The organism is Gordonia rubripertincta (assembly GCF_038024875.1).
Taxonomy (GTDB): Bacteria; Actinomycetota; Actinomycetes; order Mycobacteriales; family Mycobacteriaceae; genus Gordonia; species Gordonia rubripertincta.
In genome coordinates this window covers 4,883,004-4,905,680 of record NZ_CP136136.1, presented here as the reverse complement: position 1 = coordinate 4,905,680, position 22,677 = coordinate 4,883,004, and the positions used below count along the sequence as shown (strand labels likewise).

The window sequence follows — 22,677 nt, the reverse complement described above, 5'->3', positions numbered from 1 at the left end:
TTGCTATTGTCTTTCTCGGCACTTTCCCGCAGGGAATAGGGAAGTCCATGGGGTATGGTGTAATTGGCAACACAGCTGATTCTGGTTCAGCCATTCTAGGTTCGAGTCCTGGTACCCCAGCGAACTGAAGAAGATCGACACCGCGAGGTTCGATCGCTGGAAGTTCCTTGGCCCCGTCGTCTAGCGGCCTAGGACGCCGCCCTCTCAAGGCGGTAGCGCGGGTTCGAATCCCGTCGGGGCTACAGAAGCTCCCTCTTCCTGCTCAACGCAGGAGGGGGGAGTTTTTCACTGCAAGGTGAATGCGGCCGGACCCATGCTAGGGTCTGGTTCGCCGGAAAGTTCCAAGGCCCCGTCGTCTAGCGGCCTAGGACGCCGCCCTCTCAAGGCGGTAGCGCGGGTTCGAATCCCGTCGGGGCTACGGTTACACCCTCCCTCTGTCCAGCAGAGGGAGGGTGTTTTTCTCTGTGCGGCACAACAACTCGCCCGCGTTGCGATGTGATCATCACGACACGGGCGAGTCTTGGGCTCGGAGATCGGGCTACAGGTACTGCGCGGTGCTTCCCGACGCCGGCATCTCCGGGATGCCGAGCTTGCGGTGATCCCACGAACGGGTGCGCGAGGGCACCAGGCGGACGGCCACACGCTTGTGCATCATCTGCTCGACGAACGGTCGCGATTCCTCGGTGTAGGGGGCCGTGTAGCGCTCCCAGACGCTGATCCCGACCTTCAGGCACGAGTCGGGGTCGTCGAGGATCTCGGCGGTCCCCTCGAAGGAGACGCCGCGCAACGTGTCGTAGGTGTCGCCGTCCTCGATCATCACTGTGCACCGGTTGTCGCGGCGGAGGTTGACCGCCTTCTGCGACTTGGACTTCGTCTCGAACCAGATCTCGCCGTCGATGACGCCGTACCACATGGCGACGAGGTGGATGCCGCCGTCGGGGCCCGTCGTCGCGAGGGTGGCCGTGCGGCTGCGCGCGACGAATTGCTCGATCTCTGCGTCGGACATGACGATCTGGTTGCGTTGATTGACTCCCATGTGACGAAGCTATCCGACGGACCCGCCGGACGGAACGGTCACTGCGCGGACGCGTGGGTGTCTCAGGCGCGGGAGGTCTGCAGCCGCTTGTGGATCGCATCGGCGGCAGCCAGCAGATCGGCCGCCCATCGTGCGCCGGGACGACGCCCCATGCGGTCGATCGGACCGGAGACCGAGATGGCCGCGACGACGTCGCCGTTGCCGTCGCGCACCGGGGCCGAGACGCTTGCCACGCCGGCGGCACGTTCGCCGGCGCTCTGGGCCCAGCCGCGGCGTCGGATCTCGTGCAGTGCACGCTCACTGAAGACGCTGTCGTGAAGCAGTGCACGCTGCGTGGTCGGGTCGGCCCAGGCGAGCAAGACCTTGGCCGCGGAGCCCGCGCTCATCGGGAATCGGGTGCCCACCGGCACGGTGTCGCGCAGACCGGTGGGTGGTTCCATCGCCGCGACGCACACGCGCTCGGCACCTTCCCGCCTATAGACCTGAACCGATTCGCCGGTGATGTCGCGAAGGCGGGGAAGGACCATCAGGGCCGACTCCGTCACGGGATCGTGGGCGGAGGCGGCGAGTTCGCCGAGAGCCGGCCCCGGCTGCCAGCGGCCGGTGATGTCCCGGGCGAGGAAGCGGTGGGTCTCGAGGCCGACCGCCAGCCGATGGGCCGTGGCGCGCGGGAGTCCGGTCCGCCCGCACAGCTCCGAGAGATTGCACGGGGCCTCGGCTATGGCATGCAGCACAGCCACGGATTTGTCGAGTACGCCGATTCCGCTGCTGACCCCGGATGCGCTATCCTTTCCCATAGGACGATACTAGCTGTCCAAATAGTGAGATGCACGTTTTCATCGTGAGATGGGCGTGCCCCGTCCGCCGAACCCGAGAAGATATCGAGTGCAGCCATGAGCAACAGCCCAGCCCAGCCGCTTACTCTCGCCGAGAAGGTCTGGCGCGACCATGTTGTCGTGCCCGGTGAAGCAGATGCGTCCGGAACCAGGAACCCGGACCTGATCTACATCGACCTCCATCTCGTGCACGAGGTCACCAGTCCGCAGGCCTTCGACGGCCTCCGGTTGGCGGGACGCCCCGTGCGGCGCCTCGACCTGACGATCGCCACCGAGGACCACAACGTCCCGACGATCGACATCGACAAGCCGATCGCCGATCCGGTGTCGCGCACGCAGGTCGACACCCTCCGCAAGAACTGCGAGGAGTTCGGTGTCCGGTTGCACCCGATGGGTGACGCCGAACAGGGCATCGTGCACGTCGTCGGTCCGCAGCTGGGTCTGACGCAGCCCGGCATGACCGTGGTGTGCGGCGACAGCCACACCGCCACCCATGGCGCCTTCGGTTCGATCGCGATGGGCATCGGCACCAGCGAGGTCGAGCACGTCCTGGCCACGCAGACGCTGTCGCTGCGTCCGTTCAAGACGATGGCGATCAACGTCGACGGTGAACTGCCGCCCGGCGTCACCGCCAAGGACCTGATCCTGGCGATCATCGCGAAGATCGGCACCGGCGGCGGGCAGGGATACGTCCTCGAATACCGCGGCGAGGCGATCCGCAAACTGTCGATGGAAGCCCGGATGACCGTGTGCAACATGTCGATCGAGGCCGGCGCCCGTGCCGGCATGATCGCCCCCGACGAGGTCACCTACGAGTTCCTCAAGGGACGCCCGCATGCCCCGAAGGGCGCCGAATGGGATGCGGCTGTTACCTATTGGGACAGCCTGCGCACCGACGACGACGCCGTCTTCGATGCCGAGGTTCACATCGACGCGAGTGAGCTGACCCCGTTCGTCACCTGGGGGACCAACCCCGGCCAGGGGGCGCCGCTGGGATCGATCGTTCCCAACCCCGCCGATTTCGGTGACGAGGTGGCATCGAGCGCCGCCGCCAAGGCTCTCGAGTACATGGACCTGAAGCCCGGTACCCCGTTGCGTGACATCAAGGTCGACACGGTCTTCGTCGGATCGTGCACCAACGGCCGCATCGAGGACCTGCGCGCGGTCGCCGACGTCCTCAAGGGGCGCAAGCTCGCCGACGGCATGCGGATGCTCATCGTGCCCGGCTCGATGCGGGTGCGCGCCCAGGCCGAGGAAGAGGGCCTCGGGGAGATCTTCCTCAACGCCGGCGCCGAGTGGCGTCAGGCCGGTTGCTCGATGTGTCTGGGGATGAACCCGGATCAGCTCGCCCCCGGCGAGCGTTGCGCCTCGACGTCGAACCGCAATTTCGAAGGGCGGCAGGGCAAGGGCGGACGAACCCACCTGGTGTCGCCGGCCGTCGCGGCCGCCACCGCGATCCGCGGGACGCTGTCCGCTCCGGCCGATCTCGGTTGAGTAACCCCCAGACCACATTCCAGACCAATTCCGAACAGGGGCTTTGAAAAATGCAGCCGTTCACCGAACACACGGGCATTGGCGTCCCGCTGCGCCGCAGCAACGTCGACACCGACCAGATCATCCCAGCCGAGTACCTGAAGCGCGTGACCCGCACGGGCTTTGAGGACGGCCTGTTCGCCGGATGGCGTACCGATCCGGACTTCATCCTCAACAACGAGCCGTGGAACAACGGCTCGGTGCTCGTCGCCGGTCCGGATTTCGGCACCGGCTCCTCGCGTGAGCACGCGGTGTGGGCGCTGTCCGATTTCGGGTTCCGCGTGGTGATCTCGTCTCGTTTCGCCGACATCTTCCGCGGGAACGCGGGCAAGGCCGGACTCGTCGCCGCCCAGGTCGAGCAGTCCGACGTCGAGTTGCTGTGGAAGCGTCTCGAGGAGAACCCCGGGATGGAAATCACGGTGAGCCTTGTCGATAAGACCGTCACCGCCGGAGACCTCGTGGTGCCGTTGGCAATTGATGACTACACGCGGTGGCGCCTGATGGAGGGTCTCGATGACATCGGATTGACGTTGCGCCAGGTAGACGCGATTTCCGAGCACGAATCGAAGCGCCCGTCGTTCAAACCGAGGACTCTCGCGGACTGACCCGAGACCCCTTCGGGGCCGCGCGGACGGCCGGGTCCCGCCGAGGTGGAGACCTTGTGAGCTGACATGCGATTTCGCAACACGGCGTCTTAATTGGCGTGGAAGATGGACGTTTTCAAATTCGACGTTTACCGTGTGTTGGTAGCTGGCCGAAAATCGGTCAGATCAGCTTGCGGAGGTACTTATGAACAAGGCGGAGCTCATTGATGAGCTGACCAAGAAGCTCGACGCGGATCGCAAGACTGCGACTGAAGCCGTCGAGCTCGTCGTCGACACGATCGTTCGCGCGGTCAACAAGGGCGAGAGCGTGACGATCACCGGCTTCGGCGTCTTCGAGAAGCGGAAGCGCGCACCGCGCGTCGCGCGCAACCCGCGCACCGGCGAAACCGTGAAGGTCCGTGCTACTTCGGTTCCCGCGTTCCGTCCGGGCGCTCAGTTCAAGGCCGTCGTGGCCGGCAAGCAGAAGCTCGCCGCCACCGGCCCGGCTGTGAAGCGCGGCAGCGGAGCCACCGCGGCCAAGAAGGCTGCTCCGGCCAAGAAGACCGCGGCGAAGAAGGCCACCCCGGCGAAGAAGACCGCGGCCAAGAAGGCTCCGGCCAAGACCACGGCAGCGAAGAAGACCACCGCGGCCAAGAAGACCACGCCGGCGAAGAAGACCACCGCAGCGAAGAAGACGACGACCGCGGCGAAGAAGGCCACCCCGGCCAAGAAGGCTGCACCGGCCAAGAAGACCGCCGCAAAGAAGGCTCCGGCCAAGAAGACTGCGGCCAAGAAGGCTCCGGCCAAGAAGTCGACGCGTCGCTGAAAACCGGCCCGGTAGGGCGAACCTCTCAGATCAACCCCTGGTGACTTCCCCACCAGGGGTTGATCTGTGTCCGGGGTCCTCAGCCCGGGTTCGTCAGTCCGGGGGCAGGGGACTCGCGATGTGATCGGCCGCCACGAGCCGGCCGTCGTGGAGCGAGCAGACCCATACACTGCCCTTGCGGTTCGACGCCTTCGGCAGCGTGATCCCGTCCTGCTCGGCCCACCATTCCATGAGCGGTGGGATCACCTTCCCCTGGCTGCACACGGCGGGCGTGTCCGGCATCTCGGACGCGAGTTCCCTGATGCGTCGTTGTGCCGCCGCCGGATTGGCGCGATACACCTCTTCGGAGAGGTCCGGCTCGCTCCGCGCTTCGACCTCGAGGCGGGCGCGCAGAGGTTCGAGCGTCTGCTCGCAGCGCACTCGATCCGCCGCGTGAACCCGCCGGGCACCGAAGGCCAGCAGAAGGGGGACGAGGGCCACCGCCTGCGTGCGGCCCACCGCGTCGAGTGGGCGAAGGCGGTCGTCGCCCTTGTACTGAGAACGTCGACCCGCCTTGGCATGGCGCACCAGCAGCAGGGTGTGCAGATCGGCCGGCAACCGCGTGAACTCCCGCAGGACCTGACGATCCAGCTCGTGGCTCAACAACTCGCGTGCCTTCTCGACCGTGAGCCAGCGCAATTCGTCGACCTCGTCGTCCGGGGTGAAGCCGGCGTCGCTGCCGCGCGCCGACCAGTAACGCACGTGCTTGCGACCCGCGTCGACGTCGTAGTGGACATCGCCGAGGTGCCGCCCGAGGACCACGTGTTGTCCGGTCTCCTCGGCGATCTCGCGGACCGCGGTGTCGACGAGGGTCTCGCCCGGCTCGCCCTTGCCCTTGGGGATCGTCCAGTCGTCGTAGCGCGGCCGGTGGACGACGGCGATCTCCACGTCTTCCGTCGCCGTCGAGCCCGACGGCGACGGACGCCAGACCACGGCGCCCGCGGCCCACACGTTCTTCGGCGGGGTCTTACCCATCGGTGATCACCGTCGGGAAGGGGCGCCGCGACCGGCCGGTCACGAATTGGTCTCCGGCCGACGACGATTGCGGCGCATCATCTGTCGTTGATGATCCCGGACCTCTTCTCCGGCGGCGGGGGAGGCCACCCAGCTGCCGTCGGTCTGCAGGACCCAGCAACGGGTACGGGGGTCGAGCGCGGAGGCGAAGATGTCGCCGAGTTCGCCGGCGAGGCGTTTGTCGCGCACGTTCACCATCACCTCGACGCGGCGGTCGAGATTGCGGTGCATCATGTCGGCGCTGCCGATCCAATACTCGTTCTGGGCACCGAAATGCAGGATTCGGGAGTGTTCGAGGAACTGTCCGAGGATCGACCGGACGTGGATGTTGTCGCTGACACCTTCCATCCCCGGGCGGAGTGCGCTGATGCCGCGGACCACCACGTCGACCGGAACCCCGTTCTGCGACGCGCGATACAGCGCGTCGATCACCTGCTCGTCGACCAGCGCGTTGGCCTTCAACTGCACGCGGGCGCGGTCGTCGCCTGCGCGGAACAGCTCGATCTCGCGGTTGATGCGTTTGATGATCCCCGCCCGGATGCCCTGCGGGGCAACGAGGATGTTCCGGTACTCCTTCTTGCGGGAGTAGCCGGTCAGGGTGTTGAACAGGTCGGTGAGGTCCGCGCCGATGTCGGGAGCGGCGGTCAGCAGGCCCACGTCCTCGTAGAGCCGCGCGGTCTTCGGGTTGTAGTTGCCGGTCCCGATGTGGCAGTACCGCTTGATGGTCGAGCCCTCGCGCCGTACCACCAGGCACGTCTTGCAGTGCGTCTTGAGTCCTACGAGTCCGTAGACGACGTGCACTCCCGCCTGCTCGAGTTGGCGTGCCCACTTGATGTTGGCCTGCTCGTCGAAGCGGGCCTTGATCTCCACCAGCGCCACGACCTGCTTGCCCGCCTCGGCGGCGTCGATGAGCGCGTTGACGATCGGGGAGTCACCCGAGGTGCGGTACAGCGTCTGCTTGATCGCGAGGACCTGCGGGTCGGCCGCGGCCTGTTCGATGAAACGCTGCACGCTCGTCGAGAACGAGTCGTAGGGGTGGTGCACGAGGACATCACCCTCGCGCAGCGTGGAGAAGACGCTCTTGGGCGTCTCCCGTTCGCCGAATGCCGGATGCGTGCCGGGCACGAACGGGCGGTCCTTCAGATGTGGCCGGTCGAGGTCGTAGAGCTCGAAAAGCGAAGACAGGTCGAGCAGACCGGGCACCTGGATGACGTCGGCCGGGTTCACGTCGAGTTCGCGCAGCAATAGATCGAGCATGTGCTCGCTCATGTCGTCGGCCACCTCGAGTCGCACCGGCGAGCCGAATCGGCGTCGGGCGAGTTCCCGCTCGAGCGCCTGCAGGAGGTCCTCGTCGCGGTCCTCCTCGACCTCGAAGTCGGCGTTGCGGGTGATCCGGAAGGCGTGATGTTCAACGACTTCCATGCCCGGGAACAGGGTGCCCAGGTTCGCGGCGATGAGATGTTCCATCGGGAGGTACACCGCCTGCTTGGGGCGCCCGTCGTCGGTGCCGCGGTAGGGCACCAGCTGATCGACCCGGATGAAGCGATTCACATTGTCGGGGACCTTCACTCGCGCGAAGTGCTCGCCGCTTTCGTTGACGTCCTTGACGGTCACCGCGAGGTTCAACGACAGGCCACTGATGTACGGGAACGGGTGAGCCGGGTCGACGGCCAGTGGCGTCAGCACGGGGAAGACCTCGTCCTGGAAGTAATCGACCATGCGGGCACGCTGCTCGTCGGTCAACTGCGACCAGGACACGACATAGATGTCGTTGGCGGCCAACGCCGGCCGCACCGAGTCGAGGAAGACCCGGGCATGGCGGTCGGCGATGCTCTGTGTGCGCCCGGCGATGCGCATCAACTGTTCGCGCGGGGACAACCCGTCGGCGGACCGGACCGACAGCCCCGTCTCGTCACGACGCTTCAGGCCGGCGACCCGCACCATGAAGAACTCGTCGAGGTTGGAGGCGAAGATGGCGAGGAACTTCGCGCGCTCGAGCAGTGGCAGCGAGGTGTCCTCGGCGAGGGCCAGAACACGGGAGTTGAAGTCGAGCCAACTCAATTCGCGGTTCAGGTACCGGTCCTCGGGCAGGTCTGCGGACTCGTCGGGGACGAGGGTTGCGGCCGGCGGCGCATTGGGGATCGGCGTGGTCGTGACAGTCGCGGTGGTCGATGAGGTCTCGTCGGCAGGGCTCACCCGTCAATCATGGACCAAACCCGCCGCGCTTGGCATGGGTCGGCGGCCGGCACCTCACCGCCGCCGCCCCGATGTCCGAATCGGCATGGTGCGACAGGCGAAGTCACGCGCTTCCAGAAGTGACGAAAAGCGTCGTCACAGGCGACGCAGGGCCTCGGCGGTGTGGGGGCCGAGACCGAGTGCGCGCGCGGCGTCGAGATCGGTGGCGGTGTCGACGTCGGTGCGCAGATCGGTCCATCGCGTGTGCGCGGGGTCGAGTTCGACGGCGCCTGCAGCTCGGTGCGCGGCCGCCGATCCCGGGCCGAAACGCGGTGCGTCGTCGAGGGCGCCGGTGTCGTCGGGGGTGAGGGTGCCGTGCAGCAGAACGGTGCCGGTCCCGTCGCGGTCGGTGAGGAAGCTGAGGCGATGTGCCGGCGCTTCGTGCAGGACCTCGCGCAACGAGTCGCTCGTCGCAGCCGGCAGATCGGCCTGGACGAACACGACCCGCATCGAATCGGGCCACGTCTCCCGCGCCCACCGTGCACCGTGACCGAAGGCGACATTCAGTCCCGATCCCGCGGTCGGGAAGGGCAACTCGGGCAGTCCATGGGTGCCCGTGCGCCGGGCGGCGGCGAGCACGTCGTCGTCGGGACTGACGACCACCACCCGCGAGACGCCGGCACCGCGCAGCGCTTCGACGGTGTCGAGGAACATCGCGAGGACCAGCGAGCCGCGGGTCGTCGGATCGTCGTGGCCGATGGCCGACGACAGGGTGGCCGCCAGCCTCGACTTCGCGCGATGCAGACTCTTGACCGCCAGCACGGCCACGACCGTCGCCCCGCCGGCCACGGGGGTCCCCGAGGCAGTGCTGAGGGCGACGCTCATGTCGACGGCGCTGTGGTCCATGCTGACCATCATGGTCCACCGGGGGGCCGCGGGTGACATTCCGGGTCTGTCGACACGGGAGTGGCATTAGGGTGGTCAGGTAGTCGTTCGGTCCGGTGAAACGGACCCGGGGCAGGAGGAGTGCGGTGCGCGCGGCGGTCATGGGTGCTGGATCCTGGGGTACGGCGGTGGCGAAGGTGCTCGTCGACGCGGGGACCGAGACGGTCATCTGGGCACGACGCCCAGAACTGGCCGATGCGATCAACTCCGAACACGTCAATCCGAACTACCTGTCGGACATCACGTTGCCGGAAGAACTCACTGCGACCAGCGACTCGGTCGAGGCCCTGAGCGGGGCCGACATCGTCGTCTGCGGGGTGCCGTCGCAGTCGCTGCGGGAGAACCTCAAGCAGTGGACCCCGCACATCGGCTCCGACGCGTCGCTCGTGTCGCTCGCCAAGGGCATCGAGACCAGCACGCTGCTGCGGATGAGCGAGGTCATCGCCGAGGTCACCGGCGTCGCCGACGACCGCGTCGCGGTCCTCACCGGGCCCAACCTCGCTCACGAGGTCGCCGAAGGGCAGCCGGCCGCGACCGTCATCGCCTGCACCGACGAATCCCGTGCGGTCACCCTGCAGAGCGCCTTCAGCACGCGCTACTTCCGCCCGTATACCAACACCGACGTCATCGGTTGCGAGATCGGCGGCTCGGCGAAGAACGTGATCGCGCTTGCATGCGGTATCGCCAGCGGCGTCGGATTCGGCCAGAACACGCTCGCCACGATCATCACCCGCGGTCTCGCCGAGACCATCCGCCTCGGTGTGGCCGTCGGCGCGCAGATCGAGACCCTCGCCGGACTCGCGGGCGTGGGCGACCTGGTCGCGACCTGTTCGTCCCCGTTGTCGCGCAACCGGACCTTCGGTGCGCGGCTGGGCGAGGGCGCGACGATGGCCGAGGCGCAGGCGGCCACCAACGGGCAGGTCGCCGAGGGCGTGAAGTCGTGTTCGTCGGTGCGTGCGCTCGCCGAGAAGCATCAGGTCCCGATGCCGCTCACCGACGCGGTCCACAAGGTGTGCCACGACGGGCAGTCGGTTGCCGACGCCATCAACTCCCTGCTCGGCCGCAGCGCCAAGCCGGAGATCTACCGGGACTGAGCCCCTCGACTGAACCGCGGAATCCGGGCGCGGTCAGCCGAAGTCGAGCGGTCCGCGTTCGAGTGTCTGATCGATGAGACCCGAGATGTCGGTGATCGGACCGTTCCCGGCATTCGACGGGACCCACAGTGCGACGTATGGGCGATGGTCGACGCACACATAGGCCTGCCCGGAACCGTCGACGGTGTCGGTGATGAACCACTGCACACCGGCCTGGCCCGCGGCGTGGATCTCCTGGAGGTTGCTCGTCGGGGACAGTTCCGCCGGCCGGGTCACGCCACAGCGGAGGGTCAGGTCGTCGCCGGACCCCTCCGCGGGCCAGGTCGCCCGGTCCCCGGAGACCTCCTTGTCGCCGAATCCCTCGAAGGTCTGCGGCACCGCCTCGAGCAGTCGCGTGCAGTCCGCCGATGCGCTGCCGTCCGCCGCATAGGACTCGACGGGGTTCACCGCATCGGGGCGCAGCGCGGCGAACGCGATGAACCCTGCGATCACCATGATGGGGATGGCGACGAGGGTGGCGATGAGCGCAGGACTCAGCCGGGAATCGGTGCCGTAGCGCTCGACGGCGGTGGGGTCCTCGGTGGACACGGCGTCATCACCACGGGCCGGATCACCGGCGACCGGGTCGTCCGCCTTGTCGTCCACGGGATCCTGCGGGGTGTCATCCGAACCTGCTGACGTCACGCCACCACAGTAAGAGCCGAACAGGTCTGCGACGACGTCGGTACCCCGCGGAACCGGGACTAACGGGTGTTGCCGACCACCGGACAGGTCAGGGTGCGGGTGATCCCGTCGACCTTCTGGATCTGCGGGACCACGTTCTCGGTGAGCTGCGTGGCATCGGCGGCATCCACGCGAACGATCACGTCGTAGGGTCCGCTGACCTCTTCGGATGAGGCGACACCCGAGATCTCGGCGATCGTCGCCGCCGCCAGGGCGGCTCTACCGACCTCGGTCTGGATCAGTATGTATGCCTGAACCACGGACATCCTCTCCGTTTGTGCCCCCTCGCCGACCCGGGCGGTCGAATCCGGCGGCAACGGGCGCTGCGCGGCGAACACCGTTCGCCGTGAGCCCAATACACTGTGGCACACATTGTCACCGACAAACCCGCTCGCGCGCGACTCAAAGCGGACCCGACGAGAGTGAGACCTGACAAGTGACCTCCGACGACGTCGGTACAACCCGATCCGACTCCGTCGGGATAGACCGGTCCGACTCCGTCGGGATAAACCGGTCCGACTCCGTCGGGATAAACCGGTCCGACTCCGTCGGGATAAACCGGTCCGACTCCGTCGGGATAAACCGGTCCGACTCCGTCGGGATAAACCGGTCCGACTCCGTCGGGGAGATCGGCGAGCGGGCCGTGATCGCCGCACTCACCGCGGCCGCGACCGCGGCCGGCCCGGCCGACGACATCGTGATCGGCTCAGGCGACGACGCGGCCGTCCTCGACATCGGCGGTTCGGCGGTCATCAGCACCGACACCGTGGTCGAGGGCCGGCATTTCCGGTTCGACTGGTCGACGCCCCAGCAGATCGGGGCGCGGGCGGTGGTCCAGAGTTCGGCCGACGTCGCCGCGATGGGTGGTCGGACGACGGGGCTGGTCGTGTCGATCGCCTGCCCGGCGGCAACACCCGTGGGCGTCATCCTCGACCTCAACGACGGTGTCGTCGGCGCCGCCCATGCGCTGGGCGCACGTGTTCTCGGCGGGGACCTGGTGGCGGCGGAGCAGGTGGTCGTGAGCGTCACCGCGGTCGGGGCCCTCGAGGGTCGACGACCGGTGTCCCTGGGTGGTGCCCGTCCTGGCGACGTGCTCGCCGTGAGTGGTGCCCTGGGTGCGAGCGCTGCTGGTCTCGCCGTGCTGTCGACGCCCGGTATTGACGATTCGCAGTGGCCGGAAGTCGTTGCTCTCCATCGTGTTCCGATGCCCGATCTGAGTCAGGGCCCCGTCGCGGCCGCTGTCGGAGCCCATGCGATGACCGACATCTCGGACGGTCTCGTCGAAGAGTTGCTCACCATGTCGCGGGCGGCGCGGGTGGCCATGACAATCGAGGTCGATGCGGTACCGCGACGACCCGATCTGGCCCGCCTGGCAACGGAACTCGGAGCCGACGTGGACGAATGGGTTCTGACGGGCGGTGAGGATCACCACCTGCTGGCGGCCTTCGACGCCGCGTCGGTGCCGGACGAGTGGTCCGTGATCGGGTCGGTCCGAGAGGCCACGTCGTCGACCCCGGAGGTGTGGGTCGACGGCCGGCGCGTCGGTGGACCCGACGGACCGGACCTGCACGGCTGGCAGTCGTTCGCCGAGCCGCGCGGGTGATGTGCCGAATCCGTGCGGTTCGGCCACCGGAACCGCCACGCTCCACAACACTGTGGACATGGACTCGCGATCCGATCCGGCCGGCGACTCACCGTCGTCGATGCTCCTCGCGACCGTCGTCAACCCGGCCGGACTGACGCTGGCGAAGACGGTCACCCCGGAACGCGTGCCGGCGTTCGCATCGGTGGGTCTCGGTGCCAGCCCGTCCTGGCACGCCTTCGCGATCGACCAGACCGGGATCGCGTTCAGCGACGAGGTCGGGGTGGTGGGGGACCAGCGCATCCGGATCGACCTGGACGCTCGCGTGGAGGTGGACCCGACCCTGAGTTGGGCGCCCGGAGAGTTCTTCGGTCTCACCGGGGATCCGGTGCCGCAGTGCGCCCGCGGCACCCTGCGACGCGTCGTCGCCGAACTGGTCGATGCCGGCCTGCACGCCATGGTGGGCCACGAACTCGAGTTCGTTCTCGTCACCGCGGACGGATCGCCGCTGCCGTCCGCTCCGTGGACCCCGTACGGCGCGGTCGGGCTTCTGGAGTACGAGGAGTTCGTGCGGGACGTCCTGGTGTCGTGCCGTGCCGCGGGCATCGCCGTCGAACAGCTGCATCCGGAGCATGCACGGTGGCAGTTCGAGGTCTCACTCGGTCCGGCGGACCCCGTCACCGCCGCTGATCGGCTGGTGCTCACACGGCTCATCATCGGTCGCATCGCCCGCAAGTACGGTCTGCGGGCGAGCTTCTCGCCGAAACCTTTCGCCGACGAAGCCGGATGCGGTGCCCATCAACATGTCTCGTTGCACCGCGGCGATCGGCCGCTGTTCTCGGGCGGAACCGGCGTCGCCGGGATGACGTCCGACGGTGCGCGCGCGCTCGCCGGCATCGTCGATGCGCTCCTCGAACTGCAAGGGGTGCTGTGCGGCTCGGTGGTGTCCGGATTACGCATGCTGCCCGGTCAGTGGGCGGGTGCGCACGTCTGCTGGGGCGTGGAGAACCGGGAGGCGGCGGTGCGGCTGGTCCGTGCGGACTCGGCGCACGATGCGAGTGTTGCCGGAGCGCAGGGTGACAGACCGGAGGTCCGGGGTCGGGGTGCGAACGTCGAGGTGAAGATCACCGACCCGTCGGCGAACGTCTACTTCGCCACCGCCGCCATCCTGGGCGCGGCAGCGGCCGGCATCGAGCGGGAGGCCACCCTGCCGCCCGAGGTCGCCGTCGATCCTCGTACCCGTGCGCCCGGCGAGCGCACGCTGCTCTCCACCGACCAGGGAGAGGTGGTCGACCGGATGGATGCGTCGCCGCTGCTGCGCGGAATCCTGGGCGATCCCGCGGTCGATGCGCTCGTGGCGGTCCGCCGGTACGAGGTCGTCCACATCCCGGATCACACCCCCGAAGCACTTGCCGAACGGTTCCGGCTGGCCTGGAGCATGTGACCGGCGCGGGTGGGCACGGGCCGCCGTCGGTGCGTGGCTAGAGTCTCGGTATGGCGATCTACGCACTCGACGACCGCGAGCCCGTTCTGGGCAACGACACCTATGTCCATCCCGATGCGGTGGTGATCGGAGCCGTCACTCTGGAAGACGGCGTCTCGGTGTGGCCGGGGGCCGTCCTGCGCGGCGACTACGGCACCATCACCATCGGCGAGCGCACCAACATCCAGGACGGCACGGTCATCCACTGCACCGTCTTTGAGCCGTCCGTGATCGGCGCACGCTGCGTCGTCGGGCACAACGCGCACATCGAGGGAGCGACGATCGGCGACGACTGCCTCATCGCCTCCGGGTCGGTGGTCCTCAACGGTTCGACGATCGGCAACGGTGCGATCGTCGGGGCCGGCGCCGTCGTCCCGTTCAAGTTCGACGTGCCGCCGCGTCGCATGGCCCTCGGCGTCCCCGCGCGTCTGCGGGAGAACTACGAGGTCCCCGAAGGCCACACCGATCTCAACAGCGAGATGTACTTCCAGAACGCCCAGTACTACCGCAAATCTCTGCGGCGACTCGACTGACACCGTGACCACACCGACGGTACCGATGGGGAGACCGCAGTGACCGCACCGACCAAACCGCTCGCCGAGATCATCGACCCCGGCTGGGCCGAGGCCCTCGCCCCGGTCGAACCGATCATCACCGAGATGGGCCAGTTCCTGCGCAACGAGATCGCCGAGGGACGCCGCTATCTGCCCGCCGGGCAACACATTCTGCGGGCGTTCACCCGGCCGATCGACGACGTGCGCGTGCTCATCGTCGGGCAGGACCCGTACCCGACCCCGGGACATGCTGTCGGACTGAGCTTCTCGGTGGCCCCCGACGTACGCCCGATCCCGCGGTCGCTGGCCAACATCTACACCGAGTACTGCTCCGACCTCGGCTACCCGATGCCGAGCAACGGCGACCTCACCCCGTGGGCCGACAACGGCGTGCTGCTGCTGAACCGGGTGCTGACCGTGGCACCCGGGGAGCCCGCATCGCACCGCAAGAAGGGGTGGGAAGCGGTCACCGAATGCGCGATCAAGGCGCTCGTCGCCCGCGACGAACCGCTTGTCGCGATCCTCTGGGGCAAGGACGCCGCCTCGCTGCAGGAGTGGCTGCCGGATGTCCCGACCATCGTCTCCGCACACCCGTCGCCGTTGTCCGCGTCGCGTGGCTTCTTCGGGTCGCGGCCGTTCAGCCGGGCCAATGAAGAACTCGCCGACCTCGGTGCCGACCCGGTGGACTGGCGACTGCCCTGATGACACAACCGCCCCGCTTCCACACGGAAGCGGGGCGGTCGGGTCAGCGGTGAGATCAGCGCGTCTTGCCGAACTCCGGCGCGCGCTTGCCGACGAATGCGTCGACGCCTTCGATACCCTCGGCCAGACCGGAACGCTCGGAGATGGACCGCCCTTCGAGGGCCAGCTGTTCGAGAAGCGAGTTCTCCGACGAGACCGACAGCAGGTGCTTGGTGCCGGAGTCGGCGGAGCGGGGTCCGGCGGCGATCTTTTCGGCGGTGGCGCGTGCGACGGTCTCGACGTCCTCGTCGGCGACGATCTCGGAGAAGATGCCCCAGTTGAGTGCGTCGTCGGCGGACAGGACGCGGTCGGTGAGGATGATCTGACGGGCTCGGGCGGCGCCGACGACGCGGGGGAGGGTCCAGGTGAGTCCGCCGTCGGGGGTGAGACCGATGCCACGGTAGGCGGGCCGCAGTTTGGAGGAGGTGCCGCCGATCGCGACGTCGGCATGCAGGACCAGCGACATCCCGGCTCCGGCCGACCAGCCCTTGGCGGCGGCGACGACCGGTACGTCGGCCTCGTAGAGGGCGGCGACGAAGGCGTGGAAATTGTCGGCGATCAGGCGCAGATAGGTGGGGCGATCATCGGCGGCGGCGAAGGCGCGGACGTTGCCGCCGGCGCAGAAGTTCTTGCCGGCTCCGACGAGCAACACCGCGCCGACGTCACGACGGCCACGAGCCACCTCGCGCAGAGCCTGGGTGCCCGCGGCGATCCCGTCGTCGTCGAGAGAGTTGCCCGCGCCGGCAGCCGACACCGCGATCGTCAGGACGCCGTCGGCCTCGCTGACGAGTGTGGGGGCGTCGGGCCGAGTGATTTCCGTGGCAGGGGATTGTGTGGAGGTCATGCGCGAAACATTATCCCGCCCACACCAAAGACCCGACGCCGGGGAGCTTGCGCTCGGTGGCATCGGGTCTCGTGCTCTCGGAACCCCAAGTCACCCGCGTTGCGGGTGACGCGGAGGTCAGACAGCTGCGGTCTTGCCGGCCTTCAGGCAGGAGGTGCAGACGTTCTTACGCTTGCGGTTGCCCGGGGCGACCTCGACGCGAACAGACTGGATGTTCGGGTTCCAGCGGCGGTTGGTACGGCGGTGCGAGTGAGACACCGACTTGCCGAAGCCCGGGCCCTTGCCGCAAATGTCGCAGACGGCAGCCATCGTCGAACTCCCTTGATAGATGAATATGGTCTGGTGGTCAGCCTCTCGGATCGGCACCACCGGAAGGTGTGCGCGTGGACCGAAAGGCAACCCTGCAAGGATAACCAGCTCGGGTGGGCGTGACCAAATCCGGGTCGGACTGCCTCGCCTCGTGGTGCGGAGGTCCCCGGACCGTCGGGGACGCCGAGTAACCTGACACACATCCTTCCGGCAGGTCCCGTCGGCCCGCGACCCAGCCCCGTCGTATGCCCACGTCAGAGCGAGAAAGAGTCACCGCGTGATCGCCCGCACCATCAACCCGCAGCTGCTGCGCGACTGGGCCCGTGTCTGTGTCGACCAGCTCGAGGAGTTCCGCGGTGAGATCAACGACCTCAACGTCTTCCCGATCCCGGATTCGGACACCGGCAGCAACATGCTCTTCACCATGCGTGCTGCCGCGGAGGCTGCCGATGCGACATCGGATGAGGCGTCGTTGCCGCAGGTCGCGCGCGCGATGGCCGACGGAGCGGTGGCGCAGGCCCGCGGAAACTCGGGCATCATCCTGTCGCAGGTCCTCGTCGGCCTGGCCGACGGTGCGGAGATTCTCGGCGACACCGACTCCCTGACCTTCGGTGATCTGGCGTCGCTCGGCCTACGGCTGGGATCACTGGCCGCGACCCGTGCGGTCAGCGAACCCCGCGAGGGCACGGTGCTCACACTGGTGCGGGTGGCCGCCGAGTCGGCCGCGGCGCATGAGAAGGAGACCGCCGCCGACATCGTCCGGGCCATCGCCGACGACTGTGCCGAGGCGCTCGAACGCACACCGGAGCAGTTGTCGGTACTCGCCTCCGCCGGTGTCGTCGACGCCGGCGGTCGCGGCTTCCTGGTGATCGCCGACGCGATGGTCCGGGTGATCACCGGCGTGGCCAACCGCCGGCGCCGCTACCGGGGCATCCTCACCGACAGCGCGACCCTCGGACACGGCGTCGACGACTCGTGCGTGGAGAGCAGCGACCAGGACTTCGAGGTCATGTACCTGCTCGACGGCGCGGCCGGTGACCAGATCGCCCGGCTCCGCGAACGGCTGGACGAACTCGGCGACGCCGTGGTCATCGTCGGCGACAGTTCGAGCCGCGAGGATGAGCGCTTCTCCGTTCACGTGCACACCTGCGAACCCGGTGCCGCCGTGGAGGCCGGCGCGGGACTGGGGCGGTTGTCGGATGTCCGCATCAGTTGTTTCGCGCTGGATGCCATTCGCGCACAGTCTGATTCGAATGAGCCCCCGCCCCGGCACAAGCGTGCGGTGGTCGCGGTCGCATCTGGTGAGGGGGCCGCCGACCTCTTCGCCGAGGCCGGGGCGACCGTACTCCGCGCCGACGACGGGCTGACCGCACACGCGTTGGGGCAGGCGATCCGCGACACCGACAGTGCGCATGTGGTCGTGATGGCCAACGGCGCATTGAGTTCTCAGGATCTCGTCACCGTCACCACCGAGGTGCGTTCGACACGACGGTCGGTCCTGATGCTCCCGACGTCGTCGATGACCCAGTGCCTGGCCGCGCTCGCGGTGCACGACCCGAGCGAGATCCCCGACGTCGACGCCTACGCGATGGCGGAGGCCGCCGCCGGTGCGCGGTGGGGATCGCTGCAACTCGCAACCACCAAGATGATGACGCTGGCCGGGATGTCGGAGGTCGGGGATGTCCTGGGACTCATCGGCGACGACGTCCTGGTGGTGGCGCCCGATCAGACCTCCGCGGGGACCGCGCTCATCGACCTGATGCTCGCGACCGGTGGTGAACTCGTGACCGTGCTCGCCGGTACCGACGTCGACGAGGAGGCGCTCGAGGCCGTCGGCGAGCAGATGCGGCGTAACTACCCGGGCATCGAGCTCGCGGTCTATCGGACCGGGCAGCGCAGCGACCTGCTGCAGGTGGGTGTGGAGTGAACGAACTGGCACTGGCGGATTCGCTGTCCGACGTCCTCGGGTCCAAGCCCGCCGACAAGCTCGCGGGACTCGGCGTGACCACGGTGGGGGAGCTGCTGCGCTACACCCCGCGTCGGTACATCCGTCGTGGTCTCGTGGCCGACCACCAGCGGCCCGAACCGGGCGAGTGGCTCACCATCGTCGGCCGGATCACCAAGTCCGACCTGATCCAGATGAAGAGTCGCCGTGGCCAGTTCCTGAAGGTCAAGGTCACCGACGACAACGAGGTCTACGAGGCGAGCTTCTTCAACCCGAAGTTCATCCGCCATCAGCTGCGCCCCGGTGCCCGGGTGATGATGGCCGGCACGGTCAAGTACTTCCGCGAGCAGATCCAGCTGTCGCATCCGGAGTGGATGATCCTGCCCGACGGCGATCCCGAGATCGAGGACCACGTCGTCGGCTCCAAGATGCTGACCGAGATGTACGCCGTCGAGGAGGAGATCGCGAAAGAGGAGGGTGCTCACCCTCTCGTCGCGATGTTCGACCGCGAGATCCTACCGATGTACCCGGCCACCAAAGAGGTTCAGACCTGGGACATCCTGGGTGCGGTCCGGCGGGTCCTGGACCACTGCGCGCCGATCCCCGACGCGTTGACCGATGCGCAGCGTCGGGAGCGGGGGCTCGTCTCGACCGACGAGGCGATCCGCAAGATCCATCTGCCCGACTCCGAGGACGACGTGAAAGTCGCCTCGCATCGGCTGAAGTTCGATGAGGCGCTGGCGATCCAGACGGTGCTCGCGCAACGGCGCCTCGCAGGTCGCAGCGAATCGGCGCCGCCGTGCCCGCACGTGCCCGGCGGTCTCGAGGACAAGTTGCGCGAACGTCTGCCGTTCACGCTCACCGAGGGCCAGGTCGCGGTCGGGGAAGAGCTGGCCGAGGACCTCGCGCTCGCGCAACCGATGTCCCGGCTGCTGCAGGGTGAGGTGGGTTCCGGTAAGACCCTCGTCTCGCTCCTCGCGATGCTGCGGGTCGTCGACAACGGATACCAGTGCGCAATCCTCGCACCCACCGAAGTGCTTGCCGCCCAGCATCACCGGACGATGAAGAAGATGCTCGGTGACCTCGCCGAGGGCGGCGAGTTGACCGCGGCCGACGGGGCGACCCGCATCGCCCTGCTGACCGGGTCGATGAAGACCAAGGGGCGGCGCGAGACGCTGCTCGACGTGGTGACCGGCACCGCGGGCATCGTCATCGGCACCCATGCCCTGCTGGAGGAGAAGGTCGAGTTCTTCGACCTCGGCCTCGTCGTGATCGACGAACAGCACCGGTTCGGCGTCGAACAGCGTGACGTGTTGCGCAACAAGGGCCGTGACGGTCGGATCCCGCACTTCCTGGTGATGACCGCGACGCCGATCCCGCGCACCGTCGCGATGACCGCTTTCGGCGACCTCGAGACGTCTGTCCTGCGCGAGCTGCCCCGCGGGCGCCAGCCCATCTCGACCTCGGTCGTGCCGATGGGTCGGCAGAACTGGGTCGACCGGGTGTGGTCGCGTGCCAACGAGGAGATCGACGCCGGCCGCCAGGTCTACGTGGTCTGCTCGCGCATCGGCGACGACGACTCGCCGGAACCCGAACCCGGCCCCGACGGCGAGAAGGGACCGAAGACGACCTCGGTGGTCGAGCAGTACGAGGCCCTTGTGGCCGGTCCGTTCGCGCATCGCCGGGTCGAGATGCTGCACGGCCGTCTGGCGCCGGAGGAGAAGGCGGAGATCATGGACGCGTTCGGTCGCGGCGAGGTCGATGTCCTGGTGTCCACCACCGTCATCGAGGTCGGTGTGGACGTGCCCAACGCGACCACGATGGTCATCGTCGACGCGGAGCGATTCGGTGTCAGTCAGCTCCATCAGCTGCGCGGTCGCGTCGGCCGTGGCCAGCATGCCGGGCTGTGTCTGCTGATGACCAACAGCAACGAGATCTCCCAGTCGATGCAGCGTCTGCGCGCGGTCGCCGGGTCGAACGACGGCTTCGAACTCGCCCGCGTCGACCTCGAACAACGCCGCGAGGGCGATCTGCTCGGTTCGCTGCAGTCCGGTGTCAACACCTCGCTGCGGTTCCTGTCGCTGCTCGAGGACGTCGAGGTGATCGAGGACGCGCGCGGACTCGCGGAGGACGTCGTGAGCGAGGACATCACGCTGTTGCACCACAGCCCGCTGGCCGATCTCGTCGACGGGATTCTGGTCCCGCAGAAGATCGCGTATCTCGACAAGTCCTGAGTTCCGATTCGTTCCCGCCGGTGTGTCTCCTTCCGCTTGTCGAGCTTGATCAGCCGGAGGTAGGTGGGCGGGCCCGAGGGAAACAGTTGCGCGGGAACGCATTCCGCGCCCATGGAACCGTGGGAGCGTGCGCTGCGTCAAAGTCCCATGGTCCTTCACGACGCGACGTTCCGATCGCCGACGCTACGGCGGCTGCGCATGCGTCTGCGGTGGATCGGCTGGAACGGATCGGCGGCCGGGTCGTGGTCGGCGCGGCAGTGGGGGCTGCTGGTCTTCGCGGTGGCCACGACGATCGTGGTCGCGGTGGGGTCCGGTGGATTCGGCCCGCGACCCGACACCGACCCGCGGGTTCGGGCACTGGCGCGAGAGGCGTTGGCTCGTCTGGCGTCGATACCTGTGTACGCGCAGCGTCCGGACCGCGACGACTACGACCGGAGCGCATTCGGCTCGGCGTGGACGGACGCAGTGGCCGTCGCCGGCGGCGGCAACGGATGCGACACCCGTAACGACATCCTGGCCCGGGACCTGCGAGACATCCGGGCCGGACCGGTCTCGAGTTGCCCGAGAGGGGTTCTCGCAGGGGAGTTCCGGAGTCCGTACAGCGGTGAGTTCGTGGTGTTCCGTCGTGACCGCGGGGCGTCGAACGTACAGATCGATCACATCGTGCCGCTGGCCTACGCCTGGGACATGGGCGCATGGTCGTGGGAAGCCGGCCGCCGAATCGACTTCGCGAACGATCCGGCCAACCTGGTCGCGGTCGACGGGTCGTCGAATCAGGAGAAGAGCGACTGGGAACCGGCACGATGGATGCCGAAGGCTCGCGGGTTCTGGTGCCAGTATGCGATCCAGTTCGTGACGGTCAGCGCGACATACCGTTTGACGGTCGACCGGGGGTCACGGGAAGTGCTCACCAAGGCACTCCGTTGCGCCGGTTGACGTGATTCGGGCGGCTTCGCCATCGGACGCGTTGTGCAGCACGTGCCGTAGAGGGCGGTGCCGACCGCACCATACCGACCCGGACCGCGTAGGCGGTACCGAGCGGTATGGAGCGGATCGTCACCCCAAGTGTGGCCGGACCGGCTCGCCGGCCGAGCGCCGGCCGAGCGCCGGACGAGATCAGGCCGAGAACGTCGGTCGCCCTCCGGTGGGGCGCTTGAGCTGCGAGAAAGCGGACGTGGTCCCGAGTGTGGTGATCGCGGTGAAGAGGGCGTGCGCCTCCTCGCCGGTCGGGATGTCGGAGAGAACCGGGCCGAAGAAGTGGGTTCCGTCGATTCCGGTGATCAGGCTACCGCCGGTCTCTCCCAGTGCTTCCTGGCTCCGCTGGTGCGCTGTTTCCACTGTGTCGTCCCACGAGTCGTCGTCCATTGCGTCGGCCAATTCGGGAGGGAGCCCGGCCTCGGCGAGAATCTCGGCGACCACGGCAGGGGTCATCTCGTCACCGGCTTGGTGAATGCGACGGCCCATCGCTGTGTAGAGCGGCTCAACCGAATTGGCGCCGTTCTTCGCGATGGCGGCCATGAACACCCGGCCGAGTCGGCGGGAGGTGTCCCACTGCCGGCGCTGCTGATCGGAGGCGGGCTCGCGATCCTGGTTCAGGACGGCGAGGCTCATGACGTGCCAGTCGACGGTGGCATCGTGTTGTGAAGCCTCGTCGGTGAGCCATCGCGATGCGGCCCATGCGAAAGGGCACACCGGATCGAAGTAGAAGTCGAAGCGGGTCATGACAACTCCTGTCGTGTCAGGGGATTCTTTTCCGAGGTCGGCGGGGTCAGGACTGATCCGACAGCGCGTCGATCGCGGCCTGCAGCTTCGCGGCGGCATCGACGGCGACGGACTCGAGCTCGGGCTCACCCGAGACCTGAACCATCAGAGCCGGATTCATCGCCTCGACGAGTGTCGTGCCGGGATGGTCCGGGTTCGCTCGGACGACGACGTTGCACGGGAGCAACAGTCCGATCTGGCGTTGGACCCCCAGCGCTCGATGAGCAAGAGGCGGATTGCAGGCGCCCAGGATCAGGTACGGCTCCATGTCCTCGTCGAGCTTGGTCTTCAGCGTCGCGCGGACGTCGATCTCGGTGAGGACGCCGAATCCCTGGTCGGCGAGAGCGGCGCGGGTGCGTTCGACCGCTTCGTCGAAGGGGACGGTCAAAGTGGTGGCGAGTGCGAGTGTCATTCTGTTC

22 protein-coding genes and 3 tRNA genes are annotated in these 22,677 nt (G+C 67.7%); 14 read left to right on the top strand and 11 right to left on the bottom strand.

Features of this window, described 5'->3' with window-relative positions; genetic code table 11:
• Positions 1-48 precede the first annotated feature (48 nt).
• The 3 genes from RVF83_RS22345 to RVF83_RS22335 all read left to right on the top strand — a co-directional run bounded on the left by RVF83_RS22345 (position 49) and on the right by RVF83_RS22335 (position 418).
• Positions 49-120, top strand: a tRNA-Gln gene (locus RVF83_RS22345).
• Positions 121-169: 49 nt separating this feature from the next.
• Positions 170-242: transfer RNA gene (locus RVF83_RS22340), tRNA-Glu, on the top strand.
• 103 nt (positions 243-345) lie between these two features.
• Positions 346-418: transfer RNA gene (locus RVF83_RS22335), tRNA-Glu, on the top strand.
• Between the two features lie 120 nt (positions 419-538).
• On the opposite strand, the gene RVF83_RS22330 is transcribed toward RVF83_RS22335, so the two are convergent.
• Both RVF83_RS22330 and RVF83_RS22325 read right to left on the bottom strand, forming a co-directional pair.
• Positions 539-1,036 (bottom strand): PPOX class F420-dependent oxidoreductase, encoded by a 498-nt coding sequence (locus RVF83_RS22330; protein WP_005199372.1) that lies wholly within the window; start codon positions 1,034-1,036, stop codon positions 539-541.
• A gap of 62 nt (positions 1,037-1,098) precedes the next feature.
• The gene (locus RVF83_RS22325; RefSeq protein WP_005199371.1) at positions 1,099-1,833 is read right to left on the bottom strand and encodes an IclR family transcriptional regulator; all 735 of its coding nucleotides are present in this window, start codon (positions 1,831-1,833) and stop codon (positions 1,099-1,101) included.
• Between the two features lie 96 nt (positions 1,834-1,929).
• Here RVF83_RS22325 and leuC point away from each other — a divergent pair, with 96 nt between their 5' ends.
• The 3 genes from leuC to RVF83_RS22310 all read left to right on the top strand — a co-directional run bounded on the left by leuC (position 1,930) and on the right by RVF83_RS22310 (position 4,815).
• A complete protein-coding gene (leuC, locus tag RVF83_RS22320) occupies positions 1,930-3,366 on the top strand; it encodes a 3-isopropylmalate dehydratase large subunit (protein ID WP_005199370.1) in 1,437 nt (478 codons plus the stop codon).
• Between the two features lie 50 nt (positions 3,367-3,416).
• The gene (gene leuD, locus RVF83_RS22315; protein WP_005199369.1) at positions 3,417-4,010 is read left to right on the top strand and encodes a 3-isopropylmalate dehydratase small subunit; all 594 of its coding nucleotides are present in this window, start codon (positions 3,417-3,419) and stop codon (positions 4,008-4,010) included.
• 184 nt (positions 4,011-4,194) lie between these two features.
• Entirely contained in the window at positions 4,195-4,815 is a 621-nt protein-coding gene (locus RVF83_RS22310; RefSeq protein ID WP_005199368.1) for an HU family DNA-binding protein, read from the top strand.
• A 93-nt stretch (positions 4,816-4,908) separates the two neighbouring features.
• On the opposite strand, the gene RVF83_RS22305 is transcribed toward RVF83_RS22310, so the two are convergent.
• The 3 genes from RVF83_RS22305 to cofC all read right to left on the bottom strand — a co-directional run bounded on the left by RVF83_RS22305 (position 4,909) and on the right by cofC (position 8,949).
• Positions 4,909-5,829: an NUDIX hydrolase gene (locus tag RVF83_RS22305; protein ID WP_005199367.1), complete on the bottom strand. Its 921-nt coding sequence runs from the start codon at positions 5,827-5,829 to the stop codon at positions 4,909-4,911.
• 39 nt (positions 5,830-5,868) lie between these two features.
• On the bottom strand, positions 5,869-8,064 hold the full coding sequence (locus RVF83_RS22300) for an RNA degradosome polyphosphate kinase (RefSeq protein ID WP_005199366.1): 2,196 nt from the start codon (positions 8,062-8,064) through the stop codon (positions 5,869-5,871).
• A 135-nt stretch (positions 8,065-8,199) separates the two neighbouring features.
• Positions 8,200-8,949 (bottom strand): 2-phospho-L-lactate guanylyltransferase, encoded by a 750-nt coding sequence (gene cofC, locus RVF83_RS22295; RefSeq protein WP_005199365.1) that lies wholly within the window; start codon positions 8,947-8,949, stop codon positions 8,200-8,202.
• Between the two features lie 125 nt (positions 8,950-9,074).
• On the opposite strand from cofC, the gene RVF83_RS22290 reads away from it, so the two are divergent.
• Positions 9,075-10,082: an NAD(P)H-dependent glycerol-3-phosphate dehydrogenase gene (locus RVF83_RS22290; protein WP_005199364.1), complete on the top strand. Its 1,008-nt coding sequence runs from the start codon at positions 9,075-9,077 to the stop codon at positions 10,080-10,082.
• A gap of 33 nt (positions 10,083-10,115) precedes the next feature.
• On the opposite strand, the gene RVF83_RS22285 is transcribed toward RVF83_RS22290, so the two are convergent.
• Both RVF83_RS22285 and RVF83_RS22280 read right to left on the bottom strand, forming a co-directional pair.
• Positions 10,116-10,766, bottom strand: a complete 651-nt coding sequence (locus tag RVF83_RS22285; RefSeq protein WP_005199363.1) for a DUF3515 domain-containing protein — start codon at positions 10,764-10,766, stop codon at positions 10,116-10,118.
• A gap of 59 nt (positions 10,767-10,825) precedes the next feature.
• Entirely contained in the window at positions 10,826-11,071 is a 246-nt protein-coding gene (locus RVF83_RS22280) for an Lrp/AsnC ligand binding domain-containing protein (protein WP_005199362.1), read from the bottom strand.
• Between the two features lie 215 nt (positions 11,072-11,286).
• On the opposite strand from RVF83_RS22280, the gene RVF83_RS22275 reads away from it, so the two are divergent.
• The 4 genes from RVF83_RS22275 to RVF83_RS22260 are packed head-to-tail and all read left to right on the top strand — an operon-like array spanning position 11,287 to position 15,126.
• Entirely contained in the window at positions 11,287-12,408 is a 1,122-nt protein-coding gene (locus RVF83_RS22275) for a thiamine-phosphate kinase (RefSeq protein ID WP_413617308.1), read from the top strand.
• Between the two features lie 58 nt (positions 12,409-12,466).
• The gene (locus tag RVF83_RS22270) at positions 12,467-13,831 is read left to right on the top strand and encodes a glutamine synthetase family protein (RefSeq protein WP_051989311.1); all 1,365 of its coding nucleotides are present in this window, start codon (positions 12,467-12,469) and stop codon (positions 13,829-13,831) included.
• A gap of 50 nt (positions 13,832-13,881) precedes the next feature.
• A complete protein-coding gene (locus tag RVF83_RS22265) occupies positions 13,882-14,403 on the top strand; it encodes a gamma carbonic anhydrase family protein (RefSeq protein WP_005199359.1) in 522 nt (173 codons plus the stop codon).
• A gap of 39 nt (positions 14,404-14,442) precedes the next feature.
• The gene (locus RVF83_RS22260; protein ID WP_005199358.1) at positions 14,443-15,126 is read left to right on the top strand and encodes a uracil-DNA glycosylase; all 684 of its coding nucleotides are present in this window, start codon (positions 14,443-14,445) and stop codon (positions 15,124-15,126) included.
• 55 nt (positions 15,127-15,181) lie between these two features.
• Here RVF83_RS22260 and RVF83_RS22255 read toward each other — a convergent pair whose 3' ends face one another.
• Both RVF83_RS22255 and rpmB read right to left on the bottom strand, forming a co-directional pair.
• Positions 15,182-16,009 carry an enoyl-CoA hydratase/isomerase family protein gene (locus tag RVF83_RS22255; protein WP_005199357.1) on the bottom strand — a complete coding sequence of 276 codons (828 nt, stop codon included), beginning with the start codon at positions 16,007-16,009 and terminating at the stop codon, positions 15,182-15,184.
• A gap of 117 nt (positions 16,010-16,126) precedes the next feature.
• The gene (rpmB, locus tag RVF83_RS22250) at positions 16,127-16,318 is read right to left on the bottom strand and encodes a 50S ribosomal protein L28 (RefSeq protein ID WP_004023092.1); all 192 of its coding nucleotides are present in this window, start codon (positions 16,316-16,318) and stop codon (positions 16,127-16,129) included.
• 277 nt (positions 16,319-16,595) lie between these two features.
• Between rpmB and RVF83_RS22245 the strand changes: the two genes are divergently transcribed.
• From RVF83_RS22245 to RVF83_RS22235, 3 genes are all read left to right on the top strand, one after another.
• A complete protein-coding gene (locus RVF83_RS22245; RefSeq protein WP_005199356.1) occupies positions 16,596-18,245 on the top strand; it encodes a DAK2 domain-containing protein in 1,650 nt (549 codons plus the stop codon).
• Positions 18,242-20,497, top strand: a complete 2,256-nt coding sequence (recG, locus tag RVF83_RS22240; protein ID WP_005199355.1) for an ATP-dependent DNA helicase RecG — start codon at positions 18,242-18,244, stop codon at positions 20,495-20,497. Before RVF83_RS22245 ends, recG begins: the two co-directional genes overlap by 4 nt.
• Positions 20,498-20,644: 147 nt before the next feature.
• A complete protein-coding gene (locus RVF83_RS22235; RefSeq protein ID WP_039880672.1) occupies positions 20,645-21,433 on the top strand; it encodes an HNH endonuclease family protein in 789 nt (262 codons plus the stop codon).
• 180 nt (positions 21,434-21,613) lie between these two features.
• Here RVF83_RS22235 and RVF83_RS22230 read toward each other — a convergent pair whose 3' ends face one another.
• Complete coding sequence (locus RVF83_RS22230; protein ID WP_341261976.1) at positions 21,614-22,219, bottom strand: DsbA family protein; 606 nt, start codon at positions 22,217-22,219, stop codon at positions 21,614-21,616.
• 46 nt (positions 22,220-22,265) lie between these two features.
• Complete coding sequence (locus tag RVF83_RS22225) at positions 22,266-22,670, bottom strand: DUF302 domain-containing protein (protein WP_005199352.1); 405 nt, start codon at positions 22,668-22,670, stop codon at positions 22,266-22,268.
• Between the last annotated feature and the right edge of the window lie 7 nt (positions 22,671-22,677).

Bases quoted from the DNA above. Each gene is read 5' to 3' on its own strand.
- RVF83_RS22325 (WP_005199371.1), bottom strand. From the start codon at position 1,833: ATGGGAAAGGATAGCGCATCCGGGGTCAGCAGCGGAATCGGCGTACTC.
- RVF83_RS22265 (WP_005199359.1), top strand. From the start codon at position 13,882: ATGGCGATCTACGCACTCGACGACCGCGAGCCCGTTCTGGGCAACGAC.
- RVF83_RS22255 (WP_005199357.1), bottom strand. From the start codon at position 16,009: ATGACCTCCACACAATCCCCTGCCACGGAAATCACTCGGCCCGACGCC.
- leuD (WP_005199369.1), top strand. From the start codon at position 3,417: ATGCAGCCGTTCACCGAACACACGGGCATTGGCGTCCCGCTGCGCCGC.
- RVF83_RS22310 (WP_005199368.1), top strand. From the start codon at position 4,195: ATGAACAAGGCGGAGCTCATTGATGAGCTGACCAAGAAGCTCGACGCG.
- RVF83_RS22230 (WP_341261976.1), bottom strand. From the start codon at position 22,219: ATGACCCGCTTCGACTTCTACTTCGATCCGGTGTGCCCTTTCGCATGG.
- RVF83_RS22235 (WP_039880672.1), top strand. From the start codon at position 20,645: ATGGTCCTTCACGACGCGACGTTCCGATCGCCGACGCTACGGCGGCTG.
- leuC (WP_005199370.1), top strand. From the start codon at position 1,930: ATGAGCAACAGCCCAGCCCAGCCGCTTACTCTCGCCGAGAAGGTCTGG.
- RVF83_RS22225 (WP_005199352.1), bottom strand. From the start codon at position 22,670: ATGACACTCGCACTCGCCACCACTTTGACCGTCCCCTTCGACGAAGCG.
- RVF83_RS22270 (WP_051989311.1), top strand. From the start codon at position 12,467: ATGGACTCGCGATCCGATCCGGCCGGCGACTCACCGTCGTCGATGCTC.
- RVF83_RS22280 (WP_005199362.1), bottom strand. From the start codon at position 11,071: ATGTCCGTGGTTCAGGCATACATACTGATCCAGACCGAGGTCGGTAGA.
- RVF83_RS22305 (WP_005199367.1), bottom strand. From the start codon at position 5,829: ATGGGTAAGACCCCGCCGAAGAACGTGTGGGCCGCGGGCGCCGTGGTC.
- rpmB (WP_004023092.1), bottom strand. From the start codon at position 16,318: ATGGCTGCCGTCTGCGACATTTGCGGCAAGGGCCCGGGCTTCGGCAAG.
- RVF83_RS22330 (WP_005199372.1), bottom strand. From the start codon at position 1,036: ATGGGAGTCAATCAACGCAACCAGATCGTCATGTCCGACGCAGAGATC.
- cofC (WP_005199365.1), bottom strand. From the start codon at position 8,949: ATGGACCACAGCGCCGTCGACATGAGCGTCGCCCTCAGCACTGCCTCG.